At 56.7% G+C, this 23,072-nt stretch carries 20 protein-coding genes and 3 rRNA genes; 1 reads left to right on the top strand and 22 read right to left on the bottom strand.

The genetic code is table 11. The features are described 5' to 3' along the window. Nucleotides 1–23 precede the first annotated feature (23 nt). Genes der through scpB form a run of 4 tightly spaced genes read right to left on the bottom strand, consistent with a single transcriptional unit; the run spans nucleotide 24 to nucleotide 3,813 of the window. A complete protein-coding gene (der, locus tag BJ985_RS02310; protein WP_179386473.1) occupies nucleotides 24–1,604 on the bottom strand; it encodes a ribosome biogenesis GTPase Der in 1,581 nt (526 codons plus the stop codon). Then, complete coding sequence (gene cmk / locus BJ985_RS02305) at nucleotides 1,597–2,292, bottom strand: (d)CMP kinase (RefSeq protein ID WP_179386472.1); 696 nt, start codon at nucleotides 2,290–2,292, stop codon at nucleotides 1,597–1,599. Before cmk ends, der begins: the two co-directional genes overlap by 8 nt. Next, the gene (locus tag BJ985_RS02300) at nucleotides 2,292–3,203 is read right to left on the bottom strand and encodes a pseudouridine synthase (RefSeq protein ID WP_005324678.1); all 912 of its coding nucleotides are present in this window, start codon (nucleotides 3,201–3,203) and stop codon (nucleotides 2,292–2,294) included. Before BJ985_RS02300 ends, cmk begins: the two co-directional genes overlap by 1 nt. 55 nt (nucleotides 3,204–3,258) lie before the next feature. Then, nucleotides 3,259–3,813, bottom strand: a complete 555-nt coding sequence (gene scpB / locus BJ985_RS02295; RefSeq protein WP_179386471.1) for an SMC-Scp complex subunit ScpB — start codon at nucleotides 3,811–3,813, stop codon at nucleotides 3,259–3,261. 87 nt (nucleotides 3,814–3,900) lie between these two features. Here scpB and BJ985_RS02290 point away from each other — a divergent pair, with 87 nt between their 5' ends. Continuing rightward, on the top strand, nucleotides 3,901–4,467 hold the full coding sequence (locus BJ985_RS02290; RefSeq protein ID WP_150850797.1) for a GNAT family N-acetyltransferase: 567 nt from the start codon (nucleotides 3,901–3,903) through the stop codon (nucleotides 4,465–4,467). On the opposite strand, the gene BJ985_RS02285 is transcribed toward BJ985_RS02290, so the two are convergent. The 18 genes from BJ985_RS02285 to BJ985_RS02200 form a co-directional block, all read right to left on the bottom strand. After that, on the bottom strand, nucleotides 4,464–5,261 hold the full coding sequence (locus tag BJ985_RS02285; RefSeq protein ID WP_150850796.1) for a segregation and condensation protein A: 798 nt from the start codon (nucleotides 5,259–5,261) through the stop codon (nucleotides 4,464–4,466). The genes BJ985_RS02290 and BJ985_RS02285 overlap by 4 nt on opposite strands. Before the next feature lie 6 nt (nucleotides 5,262–5,267). Beyond that, entirely contained in the window at nucleotides 5,268–6,140 is an 873-nt protein-coding gene (locus tag BJ985_RS02280) for a ParA family protein (RefSeq protein WP_040425292.1), read from the bottom strand. A 127-nt stretch (nucleotides 6,141–6,267) separates the two neighbouring features. Further along, complete coding sequence (locus BJ985_RS02275; protein ID WP_179386470.1) at nucleotides 6,268–7,275, bottom strand: hypothetical protein; 1,008 nt, start codon at nucleotides 7,273–7,275, stop codon at nucleotides 6,268–6,270. A gap of 12 nt (nucleotides 7,276–7,287) precedes the next feature. Further along, nucleotides 7,288–8,178, bottom strand: coding sequence for a site-specific tyrosine recombinase XerD (gene xerD / locus BJ985_RS02270; RefSeq protein ID WP_179386469.1), 891 nt, complete (start codon nucleotides 8,176–8,178; stop codon nucleotides 7,288–7,290). Further along, on the bottom strand, nucleotides 8,175–8,813 hold the full coding sequence (locus tag BJ985_RS02265; RefSeq protein ID WP_005324666.1) for an NUDIX domain-containing protein: 639 nt from the start codon (nucleotides 8,811–8,813) through the stop codon (nucleotides 8,175–8,177). The genes xerD and BJ985_RS02265 overlap by 4 nt, the downstream gene beginning before the upstream one ends. A 3-nt stretch (nucleotides 8,814–8,816) precedes the next feature. Beyond that, nucleotides 8,817–9,719 (bottom strand): copper transporter, encoded by a 903-nt coding sequence (locus tag BJ985_RS02260; protein ID WP_179386468.1) that lies wholly within the window; start codon nucleotides 9,717–9,719, stop codon nucleotides 8,817–8,819. Between the two features lie 3 nt (nucleotides 9,720–9,722). Then, nucleotides 9,723–10,874, bottom strand: a complete 1,152-nt coding sequence (steA, locus tag BJ985_RS02255; protein ID WP_034668711.1) for a putative cytokinetic ring protein SteA — start codon at nucleotides 10,872–10,874, stop codon at nucleotides 9,723–9,725. Between the two features lie 19 nt (nucleotides 10,875–10,893). Beyond that, a complete protein-coding gene (gene recN, locus BJ985_RS02250) occupies nucleotides 10,894–12,564 on the bottom strand; it encodes a DNA repair protein RecN (protein ID WP_179386467.1) in 1,671 nt (556 codons plus the stop codon). Continuing rightward, nucleotides 12,564–13,448 carry an NAD kinase gene (locus BJ985_RS02245; RefSeq protein ID WP_005329485.1) on the bottom strand — a complete coding sequence of 295 codons (885 nt, stop codon included), beginning with the start codon at nucleotides 13,446–13,448 and terminating at the stop codon, nucleotides 12,564–12,566. Before BJ985_RS02245 ends, recN begins: the two co-directional genes overlap by 1 nt. Next, a complete protein-coding gene (locus tag BJ985_RS02240) occupies nucleotides 13,445–14,251 on the bottom strand; it encodes a TlyA family RNA methyltransferase (RefSeq protein ID WP_005329481.1) in 807 nt (268 codons plus the stop codon). The genes BJ985_RS02245 and BJ985_RS02240 overlap by 4 nt, the downstream gene beginning before the upstream one ends. Further along, nucleotides 14,251–14,412, bottom strand: a complete 162-nt coding sequence (locus tag BJ985_RS02235; RefSeq protein WP_005329480.1) for a hypothetical protein — start codon at nucleotides 14,410–14,412, stop codon at nucleotides 14,251–14,253. Before BJ985_RS02235 ends, BJ985_RS02240 begins: the two co-directional genes overlap by 1 nt. Beyond that, entirely contained in the window at nucleotides 14,403–15,386 is a 984-nt protein-coding gene (locus BJ985_RS02230; RefSeq protein WP_005329477.1) for an HAD-IIA family hydrolase, read from the bottom strand. The genes BJ985_RS02235 and BJ985_RS02230 overlap by 10 nt, the downstream gene beginning before the upstream one ends. Further along, nucleotides 15,386–16,195, bottom strand: a complete 810-nt coding sequence (locus BJ985_RS02225; protein WP_236587086.1) for a tetratricopeptide repeat protein — start codon at nucleotides 16,193–16,195, stop codon at nucleotides 15,386–15,388. Before BJ985_RS02225 ends, BJ985_RS02230 begins: the two co-directional genes overlap by 1 nt. A 79-nt stretch (nucleotides 16,196–16,274) precedes the next feature. Then, the gene (locus BJ985_RS02220; protein WP_179386466.1) at nucleotides 16,275–16,634 is read right to left on the bottom strand and encodes a hypothetical protein; all 360 of its coding nucleotides are present in this window, start codon (nucleotides 16,632–16,634) and stop codon (nucleotides 16,275–16,277) included. Nucleotides 16,635–16,636: 2 nt separating this feature from the next. Beyond that, nucleotides 16,637–17,086 (bottom strand): hypothetical protein, encoded by a 450-nt coding sequence (locus BJ985_RS02215; protein ID WP_179386465.1) that lies wholly within the window; start codon nucleotides 17,084–17,086, stop codon nucleotides 16,637–16,639. 211 nt (nucleotides 17,087–17,297) lie between these two features. Next, nucleotides 17,298–17,415, bottom strand: a 5S ribosomal RNA gene (rrf, locus tag BJ985_RS02210). A 128-nt stretch (nucleotides 17,416–17,543) separates the two neighbouring features. After that, a 23S ribosomal RNA gene (locus BJ985_RS02205) occupies nucleotides 17,544–20,613 on the bottom strand. A 450-nt stretch (nucleotides 20,614–21,063) separates the two neighbouring features. Then, a 16S ribosomal RNA gene (locus BJ985_RS02200) occupies nucleotides 21,064–22,581 on the bottom strand. Together the 16S, 23S and 5S rRNA genes form the textbook arrangement of a ribosomal RNA operon. Between the last annotated feature and the right edge of the window lie 491 nt (nucleotides 22,582–23,072).

The raw sequence follows: 23,072 nt of genomic DNA, 5'->3' as shown, positions 1-23,072 counted from the left end.
ATCCCAGCGTAACGGGCATACTGCTAGCGCTTCTTGCCGCGCTTTTCCCTCACTCGCACTGCGATGCGGATAGGCGTTCCGTGGAAACCAAACCGCTCGCGGAACTTGCGCTCAAGGTAGCGGCGGTATGCCGCGTCCAAGAAGCCCGTCGTAAACAAGACGATGGTCGGCGGCTGAGTCGAGGCCTGCGTGGCGAACAATACGCGCGGCAGGCGGTTATTTTTCATCGGCGGCGGATTAGCCGCGATAGCCTCACGCAACCAGTTATTCAGCTGGCCCGTGGACACACGCTGATCCCAACTTTCCAGTGCCTCAATCATGGCCGGCTCCAGCTTCTGCAGCGCGCGGCCCGTTTCCGCAGAGATATTCACGCGCGTGACCCACGGCAAGTGGCTCAGCTGCTGATCAATCTCTCGGTCCAGGTAGTAGCGGCGATCCTCATCCATGAGGTCCCACTTATTAAACGCGATCACCAGGGCCTTACCCGCCTCGAGCACCATATTGAGCACGCGCTGGTCTTGTTCGGAGATTTCCTCAGAGGCGTCGATAAGCATAATGCAGACCTCGGCCGCATCGATAACGCCGCGGGTACGCAAGGACGCATAGTACTCATGCCCCTGCGCATTCTTTACCTTCTTGCGCAGGCCCGCGGTATCAATGAACTTCCACAGCTGCTCATCCAGCTGCACTAGAGAGTCCACCGGATCCACGGTGGTTCCCGCGACGTTGTCGACCACGGAGCGCTCCTCGCTGGTGAGCTTATTCAGCAGCGAGGACTTGCCCACGTTAGGCTTGCCCACCAAAGCGACGCGGCGAGGGCCAGAGGTAATCGCGGTCTGTCGGGGTTCTTCAGGGAAGACCCGCAAAATCTCATCGAGCACGTCCGCACCACCGCGACCATGCTGGGCGGATACGGGCCACGGATCGCCCAAGCCCAAGGCATAAAATTCCGCCATATCCGCGTACTGATTATCGGAATCGAACTTATTCGATACCAAAATCACCGGCACAGGCGATTTCTGCAGGCGGCGGGCCATGACCTCATCCGTCTCCGTGATGCCCACCTTGGTGTCCACCACCATAACGATGACATCGGCGGTTTCCATGGCTACTTCTGCCTGGCGGGCAATCGCCGCATGGATACCCTTCACGTTGGGATCCCAGCCACCGGTGTCCTGTACCAAAAAGCGCTGACCGTTCCAGTCTGCAACGTAGGAAATTCGGTCACGGGTAACACCTGGGTGGTCTTCTACCACCGCTTCACGGCGGCCAAGGAAACGGTTAACCAAGGAGGACTTACCCACATTTGGGCGACCGACAACGGCCACCGTGCACAAAGCTTCTTCGGTGTGATCATCGGATTCCACGCCGAAGGCACGGGAGAGTTCTTCCCACTCCTCTTCACTCAGAGGCTCTTCTGCGTGCGCATCGTCGCTATAATCTGCCTCACCAAATTCCGAGTCATCAAAGTCATAGTCGAATTCCTCGGTATTGAAATCATCGGCGGCCCAACCAGGAGAGGCTTCTACCACCTCGTCATCGAACTTACCGGCTGGGTAATGGAACTGAGTCTCCGACTCTTCCTGGGGATCGTGATTAGTCATTGACAGACTCCTTTACCACGTTAATCAGAGCTTCCAGCACATCCTCTGGGCTCATATTGGAGGTATCGACTAGGGTTGCGTCTTCCGCTGGGCGCAAAGGTGAGGCCTTGCGGGAAGAATCCGCCGCATCACGGCGCTGGACATCTGCGAGCACCGTCTCGTAATCCGAAGCGATGCCCGCCTTTTCATTCTGGGTTTGGCGGCGCTGCGCGCGGACCTCGGCAGAGGCAGTCATGAATGCCTTAGCGGGGGCGTCGGCAAGCACCACAGTGCCAATATCGCGCCCTTCTACAATCGCGCGGTGCGCTTGGCGGGCAAGCTTGCGCTGCAGCGCTACCAGATTCTCGCGCACCTCCGGAATGGCTGATACGGCGGAAACATTACGGGTGACTTCGTCTTCGCGAATAACGCGCGAGACGTCCTCGCCGCCGAGGAGAACTTCAGTGGAGTCCGGGTCATCGGATACTCCCAAGGGCAGATTGGCCGTAGCCGCAATAACCGCGGCGGTATCAGCAGGGTCGACGCCTTCACGCAGCACAGCAAGCGTTGCCACTCGGTACATAGCACCAGTGTCGACGTACTTTGCATCCAGCTGCTTGGCCAGCGCACGGCACGTGGTCGACTTTCCAGTTCCAGATGGGCCATCCACGGCGAGGATGAGACCCTCATTCGGCATATTAGAAATCATTACATCTCCACCGCCTTGTACAGGCTAGTCAGCTCGCTGGAATTAAGGGCACGCAGACCTCCAGGCTTCATATCGCCCAGCTGGACTGTATGCAGCTTGGTGCGCACCAGGCGCTGCACGGGGAAGCCGGCCTCCTTCAACATGCGGCGCACGATATGCTTGCGGCCTTCATGCAGTTCAAGACGCACCAAGGAATAACCCTGGTTGGTATCAACTACCTGTGCAAAGTCGGCCTTTGCCAATCCGTCTTCCAGCTCGATGCCTTCCTTGAGCTGTCGCACGAGCTTCCTATCGGCCTCACCCAATACGGTGGCGAGGTAGGTCTTGGTCACCTCGTACTTAGGGTGCATCAAGCGGTTGGCCAACTCGCCATCATTGGTGAGGATGAGCAGGCCTTCCGTATCGGCGTCGAGACGGCCGACGTGGAAGAGTCGTTGGCCAGCTGCGACCTTTTCTGACACCACGTCACCCACGCACGGGCGCCCCAGGTCATCGGACATGGTGGACTGCATGCCGCGCGGCTTATTGAGCACAAAATATTCGTGCTCCTCATTGACGTTGACGCGCACGCCGTCCACTCGGATGACGTCGACGGAGGGGTTTACCTTGACGCCTTGCTTGGCGATGATCTTGCCGTTGACCTCAACTCGGCCGGCATCGATGAGGATTTCTGCGTGGCGACGGGAAGCGACCCCTGCCTTGGCGAGCACCTTTTGGAGGCGCTCTCCCTTGGGCTTGTCTTCATCGACCAGCCAATCGGCACCCAATTCGCGGGCTACGGATTCTGCAGTAGCCTTCTGCTTTTTCTTTGACACATGCTGGTGACGGGCCGGCTTGGCATTGGAGACAATGATGTCACTGTCTCGCTGCTTCTTATCCGGTGTGCCGTCACGGCGAGCGGGAGGAGTCACGTACGTGTCCTTTTCTCTCGAAGATATGAAATTACCTGGGCAATCCTACCCCACGCTAGTACTCTTCGTCGATCGCCTCGACGTCAGGCAACAGCGGCGCCAAGTCTGGCAGGCGCTCCAAAGAATCGATCCCCAATAACTCGAGGAATAATTCCGTCGTCTCATACCGGTGCGCGGCGCCCTCAAAATCATCCTGCGGCAGCTCCCGGACCAATCCGCGCAGGTTAAGGGTTCGCATTACGCCATCGACATTGACGCCGCGAACCGCCGCCACCTGCTGGCGAGTAACGGGCTGGCGATAGGCCACTACCGCCAAAGTCTCCAGGGCGGCGCGAGAAAGTTTGGTTTGGGCGCCATCCAAGAGAAATTCTTCTACCGCGCCGGCATTGTCGGTGCGCGTATAAAAGCGCCACCCCTCTTGAGTCTCGCGCAGGTCAATACCAGAACCGCGACTATCCAACTCCCGCTGAATAGAACGCAAGCAATCACTGACGACGTCCCTCTCTGCCCCTAGCGCACGCGCCAAAGCCTCCACAGAGGCCGGGGAGTCGAGCACGAGCAATATGGACTCAAGACGGGAGCGCAGCTGCGAGATGAGGGGAAGATCCATAGCGCCCGAGTTTACTGCAGAGGAAAAAGTCGCAGAAAATTCCCAAATCACTTTCGCTCACCACTGTGACTCGTCTAACATATTGTCATGGAAACCATCACTCGCACCGACAGACTCATCCTCATCCCGCTGTCCGCCGCTAATACCGAAGAGACCCACAAGGTCTACAGCGACGGACGCATCTGGAGCCACCGTCCCAATGGGCGCTTTGCCGATATCCGCACCACGCGTGCACTCGCACAAGCATCCTCCCAGTCGTGGGACGCTCACCACTTCGGCCCTTGGGCCGCGTATATGCGCCACAACCCTTCGGAATTCGTCGGCGTCGGTGGTGCCATCTTCGTCGACGAGGCAAACTTCTGGGACATCAAATACCGCCTGCGCCCCGCCCATTGGGGTGCCGGTTTTGCCACCGAAATCACCTCCGAGGCGGTGAAGAGCATCCGCCAGGTGGACCCCAACTCCCCCATTACCGCTCGCGTGACAACAAATCACCCGGCGGCCATCCGGGTCATCGAAAAGCAAGGGCTCAATCAGGTATGGGAAGGGCGCCGCATAGGCACCGAGGACAACCCCGAGGAACCAGACGTACGCGTCTACTCCGACCGCGAGCTCTCCCCCGAGACGCTGAAATTCATCCAGCAGCGCCCTTAGTCCCAGTTCGCTGCGGCAACTACCGCTGGGTCAACATCCAGGCCTGTCCACGATAGGTCCAGCTGACCCAGCGCTTCTTCTTGTTGTGCATCAACCGCTTTGGCTTTGTACAACTCCAACAGGGCCAAGAAACGCCCCACTACCTGCATAGAAACCGTACAGTCGCGGGTTAGTGCACCAAAGCTGGTCCATTGACCTGCGCCGAGAAGCTTGAGTGTTTCCAAAATCTTGCCGGCCTGCTCTGGCACCGATACTGCTACGGCGTGCACGTGGCCGGTTGCCACTTCCTCCGGTGGCTTGGGACGGAACACGCCCGCCGCTAGCTCGGCAAAGCTGGCCGGCGTATGACCGAGCGAAACTGGAGGCAAAAGCTCAGCAAACCTCTCCTCGATGGAAACCGCCCGCGGATAGCTCCGCTGCGCCTCGCGCTGCCACACGGCGAATTGGTCCGCTGCTTGTTTATAAGCCTTGTACTGCAACAGGCGGGCAAAAAGGAGGTCGCGCGACTCCAGCAGTTCCAAGTCTTCAATATCGTCGACATCACCGCGCGGCAAAAGCCGCGCTGCCTTCAAATCCAAAAGCGTAGCTGCCACCAATAGAAAATCAGTGGTCTCATCCAGATCAGCGGACTCTCCCAGCTGGCGTGTATACGCCACGAATTCGTCCGTTACTTCTGACAGCGCAACGTCAGTCACGTCCATCTTCTTGGACTGAATAAGCTGCAAAAGCAGGTCAAAAGGGCCTTCAAAATTCCGCAGTGCAATGCGAAAGCCCGTAATCTCCGGCTGGGTCACGATACCTTAAACGGTCGAGCGCTCAATGACCTCTTTGGCCAAGTTCCGGTACTGCTGCGTGGCCGGGGAGCTTGGCGCCCAGGTAGTAATCGGCTCGCCGGCTACCGAAGTCTCTGGGAACCGAACGGTCCGGGTAATGACGGTGTCAAAGACCTTATCGCCAAAGTAGTCCACCACTCGGGACATAACTTCCCGGGCGTGCTTGGTCCGGCGATCAAACATGGTCACTAGAATTCCCATGACCTCAAGGTCAAAGTTAATGCGATCAGAAACCTTTTCCACGGTATCGGTCAACAGCGCCAAACCGCGCAGAGAGAAGAACTCGCACTCCATAGGGATGATCACACCCTGTGAGCAAGCAAGGGCATTGACGGTGAGCAGGCCCAAGGAGGGCTGGCAGTCAATAATGATGAAATCATAATCGCGGCGCACGGGACGCAGGGCGCGGGCAAGGGTGTGCTCGCGACCGACTTCATTGACCATCTGTATTTCCGCAGCGGAAAGGTCGATATTCGCCGGCACCAGATCTAAGCCCGATACCCCGGTGTGCTGGATAGCGGAATGAATAGAGGTGTGGCTATCGAGCATCACGTCATAGATGGTGTCCTCGATATCGTCATGCGTGAGCCCGAGTCCCGCCGAAAGCGCACCCTGGGGGTCAAGGTCAACCAAGAGGACTTTACGGCCGTACTCGGCCAAGCAGGCACCCATATTGATGGTTGAGGTGGTTTTACCTACGCCACCCTTTTGGTTACACATCGAAATGATGGTGGCCGGCCCATGCTTTTCCAAGGGTGCGGGTTCCGGTAGCTCACGGATAGGACGACCGGTCAGCCCCACCTCTACGTCAGAGGCAGAAAATAGACCCTCTTCGCTCACAGTCACACCTGCTTCCTTGACGCCAAGTTCCGGACCATGACACTTGGCTTAGGGTTGATTACAACGTTGTCATTAAAGCGTACCCGTTACAGGTTAAAAGTACCGAGACTTAGCCTATATCAAGCGTTTAGCGTTGACTAAAACGGCGTTTGAGAATTGCCACCAGGGCTATGAGTGCGATGAGTACCGCCGCGGCTGCCCCTCCAATAATCCAGCCCAAATGTGAGCCGCCGTCTTCTTCTTTGGGGTCCTTTTGCTGGCGCTCATCGAGGTTTTCCGCGGCGGATTGATAGTTAGGGTCCTGCAACGTGACGATGAGTGCGGCCCCGGAACCGTCATTGCGCAGCAACTGCATGATGAAGGGATTATCAGGCGCCTCGCCCTCCGGATAGGTCAAGGTGAGGGTTCGAGAAGAGGCATCCACGTCACGCTCTACGCCTTGGATAATATTGCCCTCGCCATCGAGGTAGCGCAGCGTGACGTCATTTTCTTGCGTGTCCTTGAACTGCTGGTAGAGGTCATAGGCCTGCTTGAGGCCCATCTTCGCGGTAATAGTATTGCCTTCGATTTTGGATTCGAGATTGACGTATTCCGCACCTTCAAGGTTGGCTTCCCCAGCAGGCTTGCGCTCCGGCTTTTTACCTGGAACAACCGGCAAGTTGCTATCTTCTTTCGCCGGCACGGGCCTGTCATCTCCGCCCTCGGCATCGTTTCCGGCTGGCGCCTTGTCGCCTTGTGCCGGCTTATCCGAGCCCGGATCCGGCGCTGGCGCTGGGTTCGGGCCGCCTTCCGCGCCGTCAATTTCTTCCTGAATGTCCTCCTGTGCGACCGACCCATCGGCTACCAGCGTCAGGGTTGCATTCATGCCTTGGGCGGAGACAGGAACCGAGATTTGGCCGCCATCTGCCGGGGCGGTGATGGTAGCGGAGGTACCTGAGGCAGACACGTTCCACCCATCGCCGGAGTAGTTGGCTTCGGCCGGCACGGGCAAGCTTACAGTCGTGGTCTGGCCGGCAGGAACCGAAATGGGAGCGGCAATAGCAGCCTCTACTTCCGGCGGCAGCTGGGCGTGTGCCACCGCTGGGAAAATCAATGCGGTAGATAGCACCGCACCAGCTACACGAGTTGAAAACATATAGGTCCTTTCTTAGGCACGGGGGTGCGCAGTGCGCCAGACCTCGCGCAAGGAATCGGCAGTGACGTGAGTATATATTTGCGTTGTCGTCACCGAAGAATGTCCCAGTAATTCTTGCACGGTGCGCACATCTGCGCCGCCTTCAAGCAGGTGCGTCGCAAAAGAATGCCGCAAGGTGTGCGGAGAAATGGACTTTCCCAATTGCGCCCGCTGCGCTGCAGTCTTCAACACAGTCCACGCACTTTGACGCGATAGAGCCCCACCGCGGGTATTGAGAAACAACGCCGGCGTCTTACCTTTGCTCAGCGCCGGTCGCGCCCGCACCAAGTAGGCATCGAGAGCCTGGCGGGCATGCGAGCCCACTGGCACAATCCGTTCTTTGTCTCCCTTGCCCCGCAAGCGTATTACCTCCTGCGCGGAGGACACGTCATCAACGTTCAGAGAGATGATTTCCGAGATTCGCGCGCCGGTGCCATAGAGCATCTCCAGCAGGGCACGGTCGCGCACATTTACTGGAGTTTCAGTAGGAGTCGCTTCAATGAGGGCGGTGACCTCATCTACCGATAATGTCTCCGGCAAATGCTGCCCGGTTGACGGAGGGGTTACCTCAACCGCGACATCGACGTCCACTACGCCTTCTGACACGGCAAATTTATGCAGTCCGCGAGCAACGATGAGCGCTCGGTTGGCTGAGGACACAGCCATGTGTGAGCGCAGGTCTTTAAGATAAGCCTCCACCATCGGTCGCGTCACCGACCGCAGATCCTCTACCCCGTTATCCCCCAGCCACGAAAGGTAGCGGCGGACATCGCGGCGATAGTTGCTCAAGGTATTGGCAGAAACGCCGCGCTCGACTGCTAGGTGATTAAGCCAGGTCTGCGCTATGTTTTCTAGCGCACTCACAGCTGCTTTAGGTCCGCGCCCGTGCGGCGGGAGCTCATCGAGGTCGGTCGAAGGTCGAACGGCTCCTCCACGCTGCGGGTCTGCTTGCCGCCGCGCAGCACAGCGTAGGCCGCCAAGATGCCGCTGCAGGCGATGGAATTAACGATGTCACCGCGCAGCACCTTGTCGACGGCCTCGTCGAGGCCCACCCAGGCGACTTCCATATCGGCCTCTTCATCCCCCGTAGCCTCCATCCGGGGGACGTCGGAAAGCTCCGAGGCAAGGAATACGCGAACCGCCTCTTCGCAGAAACCCGGCGAGGTGACAAGGTCCGTCAGCACGGACCAGGTCTGTGCGCTCAAACCGGCCTCTTCCTGCAACTCACGCTGCGCGCCGGTTAGCTCATCCTCACCGCGAACGTCGAGCAATCCCGCCGGCAGTTCCCACAGGCGCTTTCCCACGCTGTGGCGGTACTGATACACCATCGCAATACGCTCGTCTGAGTCCACTGCTACGACGGCCACAGCACCTAGGTGCTCGACTACTTCCCGGGAGGCAGAAACGCCGCCGGGCATGACTACCTCGTCGCGGCGGAGGGCGAGAATGGGGGCTTCGACAAGCAGCTGCGAATCAAGCACCTTGAAATCATGCGCCATGGGCTATTCCTTTCCCGGCAAGGCGGAGTCAGCAGTTTCGGTGGCGCCATAGTCGCCCTGGCCACCATCAAGTTGTTCCTGGGTGGCCAGAATGACCGCAATGCGCTCCACTGCCCGTTCGGTGCTATCGACCGTAGACAGCTCCGCGTCCTGATCCCGCACCTGGGCTAGCGCCTTATCATCTTGAGTCTGCTTGGTGCGCCCGCTTAACACCACGGACCCATTGACATCATCCAACCCGGTGGCAAATTCCGCCAGCGCGCTGGACGGGTAACCACGCAGGCCATTGCCAGAGACCACGATAATGGCCTGGGCAGGAACGATGGTTCCATCTTCGTAATCAATAAAGCCCTCGTCGCGCAGCTTATGGAGCACGTCTGCACGCTCGTCTACCGAGGCCAAAGGCTTCGTGCTCTCAGGATCCATAGACAGCGCAGTGCCTAGCACCTCACCACCAAGGGCTCCGGCCGAATCCAAGTCCTTGATATCTGCCTTTTTAGGCGCAGTATCTTTCAAGATGGGAAGCAGCTTGTCCTTAGTTTCGGGGCGCAAGAAGTCTTTGGTCAGCTTAATCTCGCCGGCCTCGGTGGCATCGGAAGACTTCAAGAGCTTCCGGATCGCGTCCACGTCTCCGCCGTTGGCGTCATCGGTGGTCACAATGAGCACTGGGCGCTGCGACAAGGCTCCATCAACCATTTCCGCCCCAGAATCGGCCACGATCTTGTCACTGGCGTCATTTTGGGTCTGCAGAATCTTATTGTCTTGGACCACCTTGCGGTGCTCCTCGCGGATCGGATCGTCGTCTGCCATGCTGGTGGTCAGGTTCGGCGCGATCACCAAGGCACCTAAGGCTACGCCCACGGCCGCGCCGAAGCCCAAGCCTGCTACAAGCTCAGTCTTTGCCATGCCTTATGCGCCCCCAAAGAGGCTAGACCAGGTTTCGCTAAGGTTGCTAGCAAAGTCTTGGCTGCCGCCGAAGCCGACGATGAGGATGACCGCCGCAATGGCAACGAGGATTCCCAGTACTGCCCACAGCCAGCCGAGGTTGGAGGAAGGCGCACTATAGAGATTGATCACCGCATCAGCGTCAACCACCTTGGTACCGGCCTTGAGGCGGGACAGCACGGCCGAGGGGTTGGTGCGGTCAGCAAAGATGTCATCGAGGTCTACCCCACCGCCGGCCTGCACGATGAGGTCCGCGCCGTGGTAATCGGCAAAGAGCAGGCCCAAGTCGGTACCGGAATGCGTTGCTGCGGGGAAGGTCATCGCACCGATGCCCAGGTCCTGAATGCGGTCGAGGCCTTCTACCTCACCTTCCGGGTCCGCAGGAACGATTACGCGGGCGCCGCAACGCAGAGCTTCATCGCTCACGCTATTGGGATCCCCAATAATGAAATCCGGCTTATACCCTTGAGCCAGCAAGGAATCTGCTGCTGCTCCCACTGCAATCAGCAGCGGCTCATACTCGCGGATAAAGTTGCGCAGCTGCTTGAGCTGTTCGCGGTGCCTATCGGTAGGCGAAAAGAGGACAACCTTGCGGCCGGCGATTTCGGAGCCGGAGGCGGGGACGCCGAGTCCGTCGATAAGCAGAGGCCCCTCCGAGTTAATGAAATCGATGGAATTGCCAAAGAAGGATTCCATGTGGTCAATCAGTGCGCCCTGCGCCGCGGTGAAGTTCTTTTCTGCTCGCTCACGGGTTACCACGCGGCCGGTACCGAGCGCCTTATCGCCGCTAAAGACGGTGCCGTCCTCCCCGATACGCGCCTTCTTGCCTTCTTTGAACTCGGAAACAAAGGACTGGCCAACGCCTTCAAGGAGGGTAATGTCGGCGTCAAGCAACATGTGCGGGCCATAATTAGGGACCGTGCCGGTAGAAAATTCCGCCACGTTAATGACTGCGGAGGGCTTAAGGTCTACGAGGGTCTGAGCCTCGTGGCGAGAGATATTGGCCGCATCAATTACGGCGACGTCGCCTTCACTAAACTTTTTCATCCCCTTAGCGCCTGGAGTGCAATCGCGCAGTGCACCAGGCTGCTCGGGGTTACGGGAAAACAGAGCCATGGGCCCTATTGTGGCGTGATTATGGTTTCGAGTGGGTGAGGCGCGCGGAAGCTTCTTCCTGTGCGCGGTCAAAAAGCTCCTGCGCGTGCGCGCGGCCGGTCTCGGTATCGTCCAACCCCGCCAGCATGCGAGCCAATTCCTCTACGCGCTCCTCCTGTGACAGCTCGGCCACGCCAGAGGTAAATTTCTCCTTCGATACGTGTAGGTGCGCATCCGCGTACGCGGCCACCTGCGGCAGGTGCGTTACCACAATCACTTGATTATGCACCGCCAAGCGCGCCAGGCGGCGGCCGATTTCTACCGCTGCGCGCCCGCCCACGCCGGCATCGACCTCATCGAAGACCAAGGTGGCGCCGTCCTCGTCCGCCAGCACGACTTCCAAGGCCAGCATGACACGGGAAAGCTCGCCGCCCGAGGCAGCAGAGGCAATCGGCTTACCATTCAACTGCAGCTCGGCCGCGTCTGCGCCGGACTTAGAATATTTCGCCTGCGTAAGCTCGACCGTCAAGGTCGAATTCGGCATGGCCAAGCCGTGGAGCTCCTGCGTTACCTGCTCGCCCAAGGCCTTCGCCGCTTTCCGACGCCCCCTTGTCAGCTCCCCTGCCCGCTCAATCATCACCGATTCAGCGTCTTTGACCTGCTTTTTCAGCTCCTCCAGGGCTTCTGTGGAGGTATCCATGGACTCCAGTTTTGCCGCTGCCTCATTGCGCCAGGCGAGCACGCCATCAATATCCCCGGCGTATTTCCTGGTCAACGTGCGCAATTCCTGCTGCCGCTGGAGGGACTTTTCCAACAGGTGTGGCTCCGCCGGCAGCCCGGCTAGATACCCACCGAGCTCGCCGGAGATATCGCCCAACTGCGTCGAGATCTCGCTGAGCCGTTCGCCCAAGGCCGCCAGTTCCTTATCGGTGGACCCCGCCAAGGCAGAAACCGCCCGGCCTAGCAGTGCCGAGGCAGCCTCTTCCAGTTCCTCGGTGCCGTCGATGGAAGCCAACGCAACTTCCGCGGACTCGCGCAGCCCATCGACGTCTTGCAGCTTGCGAACCAGCTGCACCAGTTCTTCATCCTCGCCGGGTTCTGGGGCGATGCCATCGATCTCATCGACAGCGAATTGCAGGCGGTCAACCTCTTGCGCCAGCTCGCGGCGCTGCTCCGTGCGCCGCTTATAGTCCTTGGCAAGGCTGCGCCACTCTTTGAAGGCCTCGGTATAGCGCTCTCGCACACGCGCCAATTTCGGATCCGCACGGTCTACCGCACCCAGTTGTTCCTCGGGCGCGAGCAAACGCAGCTGATCATTTTGCCCGTGGACCGTTATAAGCTCGCGCGCGAAATCGCCCAGAGTTGCAGCCGGCACCGCACGGCCGCCTAAATAGGCCCGCGATCTTCCGGCGGCAGAGACCGTGCGTGAAACGATATACTCGCCATTTTCGTCAGCATCGCCGCCGACCGACTCCACCAACTCACGGATGGATTCTTTCGACGAAGAAAAGTGCCCCTCCACTGCAGCCTTCTTCGCGCCATCGCGCACTCGAGAGGCGTCCGCGCGACCACCGGCTAAGAGCCTTAAACCAGTAACCACCATGGTCTTACCCGCACCGGTTTCACCGGTAAGCACGGTAAGGCCCGCGGATAGTTCCGCAGAGCTCTGGCTAATGACGCCAAGATCATTAATGGAAATATCGACGAGCACTACTTCTCCTTCGGCCCGCGCCACCCTTCTACGGGCAGGCGCAGCTTCGAGACTAAACGGTCAGTAAAAGGTTGGTCATCCAAGCGTACCCACCGCACCGGACGCTCGCCTCGCACTACTTCCACACGTGCCCCTGCTGGCATCGCAAATTCGCGGAAGCCATCTAATATCACGGTGGCGGGAGTCGTGCGCATCGTCGATTCGACGGCTACTAAAGAATTGGGCGATACAACCAATGGCTTGGTAAACAGCGCATGCGCATTATTCGGCACTACCAAGATTGCATCCAGAGAGGGCCACAACACCGGACCACCTGCGGAAAACGCATAGGCGGTCGATCCAGTGGGCGTGGAAATCAGCACCCCATCGCAGCCAAAGGACGACACTGGCCGGCGGTCGACTTCCAAGATTGCATCTAGCACGCCGGAGCGGTTTTGGTTTTCTACCGAAGCCTCATTCAAAGCCCAGCTGCGATTAAGAAGGGTTCCCTCCTCATCAAAGATGGACACATCAATGGTGAGGCGATCTTCAATGCGGTAGCGTTTTTCAATCACGCGCACCAAGGCCTGGTCGAGGGACTCGACCTCCCACTCGGCGAGGAATCCCACGTGTCCTAGGTTGATGCCAAGCACCGGAATATCTACGGCACGCGCCATGTCGGCGGCGCGGAGGAAGGTTCCATCGCCGCCTAAAACCAGTACCAATTCGCAGCCCGCGGCCGCATCTTCGGTGTGAGGTACATGCTTCAATCCCGGCAGTACCTTTTCGTCCGCGCACACTCGTACGGTAATTCCCGCATCTTGCAAAAGCTCTGCCGCACGCGAGGTCGCTTCCAGGTTCTGCTGGCGGTTGGCATGAGGCACCAACAGGATCTCACGTGTCATTGCGGGCCTTCCTCGACTGCGCGGTCAATCATTTCTTCCACTTTAGCCGGATCTGTGGACTGGCCGTCCTTTTTCAGCCACAGGAAGTACTCCACATTGCCGCTTGGCCCAGGCAGCGGTGATGCCACAGCCCCATGCATACTAAGCCCCAGCGACAACGCAAATTCAGCGACTTCCTTGGTTACTTCTTTGCGCAGCTCCGGTGAACGAACCACGCCACCGCTTCCAAGGCGCTCTTTGCCCACTTCAAACTGAGGCTTCACCATAGGCAACAACCAAGCGCCGTCCTTCAGGCAATCCACAATGGCCGGCAATACCAAGCGGAGGGAAATGAAGGACAAGTCACCTACCATGCCGTCGCAGGGGCCGTCGGTAAGCTCCAGCGTTAAATTCCGGATATTGGTGCGGTCTAAAACGGTTACGCGGTCATCGTTTTGCAGGCGCCAGAGCAGCTGCCCATAGCCCACGTCGACAGACAGCACTTCCTGCGCACCATATTCCAAGCACACGTCCGTAAAGCCACCGGTAGAAGCGCCGGCATCGAGGATGCGACCGTTCATGTCAACGTCGAACGCCGCCAAGGCGCCCAAAAGCTTGTGGGCGCCACGTGAAGCCCACTTGTCTTCTTCGGCTTCCTCTACCTTGATGGAAACCTCGGGCTCTACAATCGACGCCGGCTTTTGCGCCTTGAAGCCACCAACCGTGACACGGCCAGATTTAATCATCTCCCGAGCCTGCTCACGTGACCGCGCAATCTTTCGGCGCACCAGCTCCGCATCTAACCTACGACGTTGTGGGGGCATTAATTCTCCTGCAATGCATCGCGCAGCACATTGTGAGCGCGATCAAGCTGTTCTACTTCAGCGGCCAAATCCGCTGCATCTTCTCCAAGGATCTCCGCTACTTCCGCATCGATCTCTGCCGGCTCCTTGACGGCTCGAAAGTCGTGCGGCTTTACCGCCATTGCGCAACAACCTTTTCCGCACGCTCGCTACGCGGCTGAATATAGCGCGGCGGCGACGGCATGGCCCATGCAACTTCCAACACGGTGCGCAATGCCTGAACGGAGGTAGACTTTTCGTCGCCGCCCTCGAGCAGAAGGTCATGGCCATCGCACCGCGCCGTAAATCCACCCTGTGCTCCAGGACGAGCGACAGAGACAGGAAGGGCCAGCTCGTGCATTCCTGCGCCGATAAAGTTAGGGCGTGCCTCCACGGGTGCCTCAATCAGCTCCAACTCACCAGAAACGCCGGTGAGCACATGGAAGGTATCCATTGCTGCAGAGTTGCCACCTGCAATATCAGTATCCAGACGGTCGCCCACAGCAAGTGGCTTCTTCGCGCCGATTTGCTTTGCGGCAAAAGTAAACATGGCCGGCTCAGGCTTGCCAGCAGATACCGGCTCTACACCAGTGGCTGACTGGATGGCAGCAACCAGAGAACCATTTCCCACAGCAAGACCTCTCTCAATTGGCAGAGAGGTATCAAGGTTAGAGGCAAAGAACTTGGCTCCCTGGCGGATGGCCAAGGCACCTTCAGTCAAGTGTTCCCAGCCAACCGAGCGGTCAAAGCCTTGCACAACGGCAGCAGGCTTGTCATCGGCGCTGGAGACTACCTTGAAGCCCATCTCCCGGGCCAAGTCACGGAGGGAATCGGCACCGATGATAAGCAGCTTTGCCCCAGCTGGGACCTCTTCGGCTGCTAGTTGTAGAACCGCTTGCGCAGAGGTAACGATCTGTTCCGTACCCGCGGTGAGACCGATGTCCGCTAGCATCTTCGCCACTGCCTGTGGGCTGCGCGAAGCATTGTTGGTCACATACACTGCCGGCACTCCGCAGGTGTTGATGACGTCCACCACGTTAGAAAGCGGGCGACCGCCTTCCCACACAGTGCCATCGAGATCAAGAAGAAGAGCGTCGTGCTTGCTGAGAACCGTCACTACTTGCACTCCTCAAGGCGCTCGGCAGCATCAGTCCAGTCGCCTTCATCAATAGAAACTGCGTGCTCAAACCAGTCCCGAGCCTCGTCCTTTCGGCCTGCTTCAAGCAGAGCATTACCGTAGGCATAAGCAAGACGGCACGCGCTTACCCCGCGGGCATCGCGATCAGGATGTGCGCGCTGAATGGTGACAACCGCGGACTCGGCTTGCCCCATGTCTAGGCGGGCGCCGGCCAGAACAATCGCCAGCTCAATCTTGGACTCTTCATCAAGTTCCGATGCTTCCTCCGCACGACCTAGCTCCAGCGCCTTCTCCGGGCGGCCCAAACCGCGCTCGCAATCAGCCATTACTGCAAGCATTCCGGGGCCACCGGAAATGCGTCGCGCGGCACGCAGCTCAGCAAGGGCTTCCTTCCACTCGCCCGCACGATACGCAGCAATGCCATTGACCTCACGAGCAATTGCGACGCGGCCAGCGCGGTCCTTGGCGGCACGCGCATGCCGCAATGCGAGCTTAGGATCATCTTCCATCCACGTCGCAGCCATGATCATATGCTTAGCGACGGCCTCGGAGTTCTCCTTCGATAGCGACTTCAGGTCCTGCAGCACCATCGGGTCCAGGTCGTTGACATCTACCTCTGCCGGGATGTCTGGGTCACTCATGCGACGGTTAATGCGTTCCTCACGGTAACCGGAGCGCTGCGGCGAAAAAGACTTCTTCTTCCGGGAATCGCCCTTAAAATCACGGCCCTTGTTATTGCGTGGCTTACGGTCACGTCCGCCTCGCCCATTGTGATTGCGCTCCGACATTCAGCCCTACCCTTTCTTGGTTGGAACTAGCACAGAAATACCGGCCCTATTCTACAACCCGCAAACCAAAAGCCGGAATTTAGATCCTGACGGGCTGCCGCAGCGCTACCCAAACATTACTCATCAAACCAACCCAGAGGCACACCGTGACGAACCGGATGCTACCACCAGGAACAAGTAGCGCGCCTAGAGCCCCGTAGACAACAAATAGCAGGCCCCACAGCGCTTGACGACGCACCGCCTTCCTCAATGCAGCCCAACCGAGAAGAATCACTGCGATCAGAATCAAGACCGCGCCAGTCGCAGCGTCCCACCAGCCCTCACTGCCACCTTCACACGAAATAGACAAGAGCAAAGATCCCGGCAGCGCAGTGCCGATACCGAATAAGACCCTAGTTCCAGAAACATCTAACGGTCTTTCAGAAGAGAAAGAAGACACCGCTAAATCTCCTTAAGCCGCTGCGAAAAATAGTCACGGTTAAATTCTTGCTTGTCAGCGAATTCCTTGAGCACACCCGGCCAAGTCGGATACGCATCAATAAGGTTCTCTGCGACATTCAATAGTGGTGAGAATGCAATCTCACCCCATCTAACGCCTATGCCTACCCGTTCAGAGTAAGCTGTGCTGCTCAATGGGCCTAGAGCCCACTGGCTACCGGAAGCAGCATTCATCCATGTACCGCTGATAGCCAGTATTCGGGACACCTTGTCTTCGTAGCTGTCCTTGGAATTTAAGACGTCTAGCACCGCGTCGAACGGAAACTCTTTAGAGCCCTGGGTGACTTGTTCTTCCTGCTCCGGCGATAGCTCCGCGAGCATCGAAGGAATCGCAACCGCGTGAAACTCTTCTAGGCGTTTTCCAAACTGCCGATGATAGCCGTCGAACCACATGAGTTTCCTCCCAAACTATTGAGTGGATAAGTGTAGCGAAGATGCAATGAAAAAGTTTGCTCTTCAGGACACCATTCGGAATAGCCTTCAAGATGGCCTCACAGACAATCGCGGTAAAACGACAAATGAAGCCGTAGAGGCTTTGGCACTTAGTGGTGCGCTGTCTTCTACGGCTTCATCATTACGGTATTTTGTTGTTTGTTTTGTTTGGTGTCGGCGGTGACTTACTCTCCCACAACCTCCCGGTTGCAGTACCATCAGCGTGTGCAGGCTTAGCTTCCGGGTTCGGAATGGGACCGGGCGTTTCCCTGCAGCTATTGACCACCGACAAACATACGAAGCATTCCAACCCTTAGGTGTGCTTTCGGGTGTTGTGTCAGATACTGCATAGTGGACGCGGTCACGACAGTGACTGTTTCTTCTTCTTACTTTTTTGTTGAGTTACACCAATGTGTGTTGGTGTTTGTTGTGGTCAATTAGTACCAGTAGCCTTCACACCTTACAGTGCTTCCAGGTCTGGCCTATCTACCCTATCGTCTTTAGGGGACCTTAACGAAACCTCATCTTAAAACAGGCTTCCCGCTTAGATGCTTTCAGCGGTTATCCCTTCCGTACGTAGCCAACCAGCGATACCCCTGGCGGGATAACTGGCACACTAGAGGTACGTCCGTCCCGGTCCTCTCGTACTAGGGACAGCTTTCTTCAAGTTTCAACGCGCGCGGCGGATAGAGACCGAACTGTCTCACGACGTTCTGAACCCAGCTCGCGTGCCGCTTTAATGGGCGAACAGCCCAACCCTTGGGACCTACTCCAGCCCCAGGATGCGACGAGCCGACATCGAGGTGCCAAACCATCCCGTCGATATGGACTCTTGGGGAAGATCAGCCTGTTATCCCCGGGGTACCTTTTATCCGTTGAGCGACACCACATCCACAAGTAGGTGCCGGATCACTAGTCCCGACTTTCGTCCCTGCTCGACATGTCTGTCTCACAGTCAAGCTCCCTTGTGCACTTACACTCACCACCTGATTGCCAACCAGGCTGAGGGAACCTTTGGGCGCCTCCGTTACATTTTGGGAGGCAACCGCCCCAGTTAAACTACCCACCAGGCACTGTCCCCAACCCAGATCATGGGCCAAGGTTAGATGCTCAATCCGATCAGAGTGGTATTTCAACAACGACTCCACCACCACTAGCGTGATAGCTTCCAAGTCTCCCACCTATCCTACACAAACCGAACCAAACACCAATACCAAGCTATAGTGAAGGTCCCGGGGTCTTTTCGTCCTGCCGCGCGTAACGAGCATCTTTACTCGTAGTGCAATTTCACCGGGCCTGTGGTTGAGACAGCAGAGAAGTCGTTACGCCATTCGTGCAGGTCGGAACTTACCCGACAAGGAATTTCGCTACCTTAGGATGGTTATAGTTACCACCGCCGTTTACTGGGGCTTAAATTCTCAGCTTCGCAGTCAAAGACTACTAACCGGTCCTCTTAACCTTCCAGCACCGGGCAGGCGTCAGTCCATATACATCAACTTAACGTCTTCGCATGGACCTGTGTTTTTGATAAACAGTCGCTTCCCTCTATTCTCTGCGACCCCACAACGCTTCCAGCCGTAAAGACCTTCACGTCGTGAGGCCCCCCTTCTCCCGAAGTTACGGGGGCATTTTGCCGAATTCCTTAACCACAGTTCACCCGAACGCCTTAGTATTTTCAACCTGACTACCTGTGTCGGTTTAGGGTACGGGCCATACACACACATCGCTAGAGGCTTTTCTCGACAGTACAGGATCACCACCATCAACCCTTGTGGGTCTACGCATCACGTCTCAACCAAATGTGTGGCGGATTTACCTACCACACGATCTGCACGCTTACACCACCAATCCAATAAGTGGCGTGGCTACCTCACTGCGTCACCCCATCACTTGAACCACACATCAGGCCCCACGACATCAGCACCACCAGTCTTCAAAGAAGACTAGCAGTGCATCCGCGGTGGTTAGTATCAGTGCTTTATCATGGGCGCGCATGTACGGGTACCAGAATATCAACTGGTTATCCATCGACTACGCCTGTCGGCCTCGCCTTAGGTCCCGACTCACCCTGGGAAGACGAACTTGACCCAGGAACCCTTAGTCATCCGGCGGATAGGATTCTCACCTATCAATTCGTTACTCATGCCTGCATTCTCACTCGCACACAGTCCACGCCTCCTTACGGTAACGCTTCAACCCATGCACGACGCTCCCCTACCCAAACAAAAAATGTTTGCCGCGGCTTCGGCGGTGTACTTGAGCCCCACTACATTGTCGGCGCAGAACCACTCGACCAGTGAGCTATTACGCACTCTTTCAAGGATGGCTGCTTCTAAGCCAACCTCCTGGCTGTCTTCGCGATCCCACATCCTTTTCCACTTAGTACACCCTTAGGGGCCTTAACCGGCGATCTGGGCTGTTTCCCTCTCGACTATGAAGCTTATCCCCCACAGTCTCACTGCCGTACAACACAATTAGTGGCATTCGGAGTTTGGCTGACATTGCTAAGATTGTAGTCCCGCTCAACCAACCAGTCGCTCTACCTCCACCAAGCTATAATACGACGCTGCACCTAAATGCATTTCGGGGAGAACCAGCTATCACGGAGTTTGATTGGCCTTTCACCCCTACCCACAGCTCATCCCCGCAGTTTTCAACCTACGTGGGTTCGCGCCTCCACAACCTCTTACAGCTGCTTCACACTGGCCATGGGTAGATCACCCCGCTTCGGGTCCAGGACATGCCACTTTGCACCCCATTAGGATTCGGTTTCCCTACGGCTACCCCACACGGGTTAACCTCGCGACATGCCGCTGACTCGCAGGCTCATTCTTCAAAAGGCACGCCATCACACACACACACGGTGCTCTGACGGATTGTAAGCACATGGTTTCAGGAACTATTTCACTCCCCTCCCGGGGTACTTTTCACCATTCCCTCACGGTACTCATACACTATCGGTCACACTGAGTATTTAGGCTTACCGGGTGGTCCCGGCAGATTCACAGCAGATTCCACGAGCCCGCTGCTACTCGGGCAACCCAACAACCCACATGCCATTGTCTTCAACTACAGGACTCTCACCTTCTCCGGCAGGCCATTCCAAACCACTTCACCTAACAACAACACACGAGCACGATGATGGTAGTCACCGTCAATTGGGGCCCACAACACCGCACACACAACCCCTACCAGGTATCACATGCACACGGTTTAGCCTCATCCACGTTCGTTCGCCACTACTAGCAGAATCATTATTATTTTCTCCTCCTACGGGTACTGAGATGTTTCACTTCCCCGCGTAAACCCCCACAACAGCTATGAATTCACTGAAGGGTAACCCCACATAACCAGGGCCAGGTTTCCCCATTCGGACATCCTCGGATCAACGCTTAATTGACAACTCCCCGAGGCTTAACGCAGCCTTTCACGTCCTTCATCGGCTCAGCATGCCAAGGCATCCACCATGCGCCCTTAATAACGAACACACAAACCACCACACACAAACATGCGGGTGGCCACACAAGTGAACTTGACAAAAAATTGATTAAAGAAAAAAGAAATCACACAAACACACACAAACAAACCACACGGCCCATTCATCTGTGTTTAATGCTCGCGTCCACTATACAGTTCTCACACAACACCCCAACCACACCCTGCCAACACGAACCGTGTCAACAAGCCTTATGGTCAGGCACAAAAAAGGGGATAATGCCCCAGACACCCAACAATGCACCAACATACAAACAACATTATTTCTTGTTCAACTGTGCATGGACAACGTGTGTCACAAAGCGCCATTCAAACACTTGGTCTTGTCTCATCAGGTGTGTGTTTCACCCGGACAATTTTCAATAATAAAAGTTGGCAGTATGACACTCGCATACTCAACCAACCAAGGGTGCAACTGCACCCGAAAAATAAAAGCTCCTTAGAAAGGAGGTGATCCACCCGCACCTTCCGGTACGGGTACCTTGTTACGACTTCGTCCCAATCGCCGATCCCACCTTCGACGGCTCCCTAACAAGTTTGGGCCACCGGCTTCGGGTGTTACCAACTTTCATGACGTGACGGGCGGTGTGTACAAGGCCCGGGAACGTATTCACCGCAGCATTGCTGATCTGCGATTACTAGCGACTCCGACTTCATGGGGTCGAGTTGCAGACCCCAATCCGAACTAAGGCCGGCTTTCAGCGATTCGCTCCACCTCACAGTGTCGCTGCGCGTTGTACCGACCATTGTAGCATGTGTGAAGCCCTGGACATAAGGGGCATGATGATTTGACGTCATCCCCACCTTCCTCCGAGTTGACCCCGGCAGTCTCTCATGAGTCCCCAACCAAATGCTGGCAACATAAGACAAGGGTTGCGCTCGTTGCGGGACTTAACCCAACATCTCACGACACGAGCTGACGACAACCATGCACCACCTGTACACCAGCCACAAAGGGAAAGACTATCTCTAGCCCGATCCGGTGTATGTCAAGCCCAGGTAAGGTTCTTCGCGTTGCATCGAATTAATCCACATGCTCCGCCGCTTGTGCGGGCCCCCGTCAATTCCTTTGAGTTTTAGCCTTGCGGCCGTACTCCCCAGGCGGGGCGCTTAATGCGTTAGCTACGGCACGAAAGTCGTGAAAAGACCCTCACACCTAGCGCCCACCGTTTACGGCATGGACTACCAGGGTATCTAATCCTGTTCGCTACCCATGCTTTCGCTCCTCAGCGTCAGTAACTGCCCAGTAACCTGCCTTCGCCATCGGTGTTCCTCCTGATATCTGCGCATTTCACCGCTACACCAGGAATTCCAGTTACCCCTACAGTACTCAAGTTATGCCCGTATCGCCTGCACGCCCGGAGTTAAGCCCCGGAATTTCACAGACGACGCGACAAACCACCTACGAGCCCTTTACGCCCAGTAATTCCGGACAACGCTCGCACCCTACGTATTACCGCGGCTGCTGGCACGTAGTTAGCCGGTGCTTCTTATCTAGGTACCGTCACAAAAAGCTTCGTCCCTAGCGAAAGGAGTTTACAACCCGAAGGCCGTCATCCCCCACGCGGCGTCGCTGCATCAGGCTTGCGCCCATTGTGCAATATTCCCCACTGCTGCCTCCCGTAGGAGTCTGGGCCGTATCTCAGTCCCAATGTGGCCGTCCACCCTCTCAGGCCGGCTACCCGTCGCCGCCTTGGTAGGCCATTACCCCACCAACAAGCTGATAGGCCGCGAGCTCATCCTACACCGAAAAAACTTTCCAACCATCACACTAAAAATGGCTCCTATCCGGTATTAGACCCAGTTTCCCAGGCTTATCCCGAAGTGCAGGGCAGATCACCCACGTGTTACTCACCCGTTCGCCACTCGAGTACCCTGCAAGCAGGGCCTTTCCGTTCGACTTGCATGTGTTAAGCACGCCGCCAGCGTTCGTCCTGAGCCAGGATCAAACTCTCCACAAAAAAAATTTCAGAACAAATCCGAAACAGGCCGTGAAAAGCCCGAAACCCAACAAAAGAACAAACCACCACAAACCACAAAAGCCTGTGCTGGCGTCCAAAAAATTACTACAAAGAAAAAATACAGTTCCCTCAACCCGACGGGGTCAAAAATAAGGAAACCAAAAAAGTTGAACACAATCACATGCCAACCAATCCATCTCAATGCAGCCGAAACACCAAACAGCATTCAAATAGGTACGCGTTTCACATACCCAACCGGCACACACCAACCAACAAACCACCTAGGTCTATTGGCAGACAAACCAATCAACACACAACCATGCACACAAAAAATAAAAAGTACATTGGCACACTATTGAGTTCTCAAACATCATCCACACACCACAAAAAATTAACCTACCGTTAACCTCTCGTTGGCGGCTCGTACAAACTTACTCAACTCAATGAACCCTGTCAAATCATTGAACCAAGTCCGTACAAAATTCGCTAGG

The sequence above is a fragment of the Corynebacterium tuberculostearicum genome, from assembly GCF_013408445.1.
Taxonomy (GTDB): Bacteria; Actinomycetota; Actinomycetes; order Mycobacteriales; family Mycobacteriaceae; genus Corynebacterium; species Corynebacterium tuberculostearicum.
Note: the sequence above shows the minus strand (reverse complement) of the source record. Positions and strands in the feature narration are given on the sequence as shown.

Coding starts and splice junctions, on each gene's coding strand:
- cmk (WP_179386472.1), bottom strand. CDS start 2,292: ATGATTTCTAATATGCCGAATGAGGGTCTCATCCTCGCCGTGGATGGC.
- BJ985_RS02240 (WP_005329481.1), bottom strand. CDS start 14,251: ATGCCCCCACAACGTCGTAGGTTAGATGCGGAGCTGGTGCGCCGAAAG.
- BJ985_RS02265 (WP_005324666.1), bottom strand. CDS start 8,813: ATGGCGCATGATTTCAAGGTGCTTGATTCGCAGCTGCTTGTCGAAGCC.
- BJ985_RS02235 (WP_005329480.1), bottom strand. CDS start 14,412: ATGGCGGTAAAGCCGCACGACTTTCGAGCCGTCAAGGAGCCGGCAGAG.
- BJ985_RS02260 (WP_179386468.1), bottom strand. CDS start 9,719: ATGGCAAAGACTGAGCTTGTAGCAGGCTTGGGCTTCGGCGCGGCCGTG.
- BJ985_RS02245 (WP_005329485.1), bottom strand. CDS start 13,448: ATGACACGTGAGATCCTGTTGGTGCCTCATGCCAACCGCCAGCAGAAC.
- BJ985_RS02275 (WP_179386470.1), bottom strand. CDS start 7,275: ATGTTTTCAACTCGTGTAGCTGGTGCGGTGCTATCTACCGCATTGATT.
- steA (WP_034668711.1), bottom strand. CDS start 10,874: ATGGCTCTGTTTTCCCGTAACCCCGAGCAGCCTGGTGCACTGCGCGAT.
- BJ985_RS02225 (WP_236587086.1), bottom strand. CDS start 16,195: ATGTCGGAGCGCAATCACAATGGGCGAGGCGGACGTGACCGTAAGCCA.
- der (WP_179386473.1), bottom strand. CDS start 1,604: ATGACTAATCACGATCCCCAGGAAGAGTCGGAGACTCAGTTCCATTAC.
- BJ985_RS02290 (WP_150850797.1), top strand. CDS start 3,901: ATGGAAACCATCACTCGCACCGACAGACTCATCCTCATCCCGCTGTCC.
- BJ985_RS02215 (WP_179386465.1), bottom strand. CDS start 17,086: ATGTGGTTCGACGGCTATCATCGGCAGTTTGGAAAACGCCTAGAAGAG.
- scpB (WP_179386471.1), bottom strand. CDS start 3,813: ATGGATCTTCCCCTCATCTCGCAGCTGCGCTCCCGTCTTGAGTCCATA.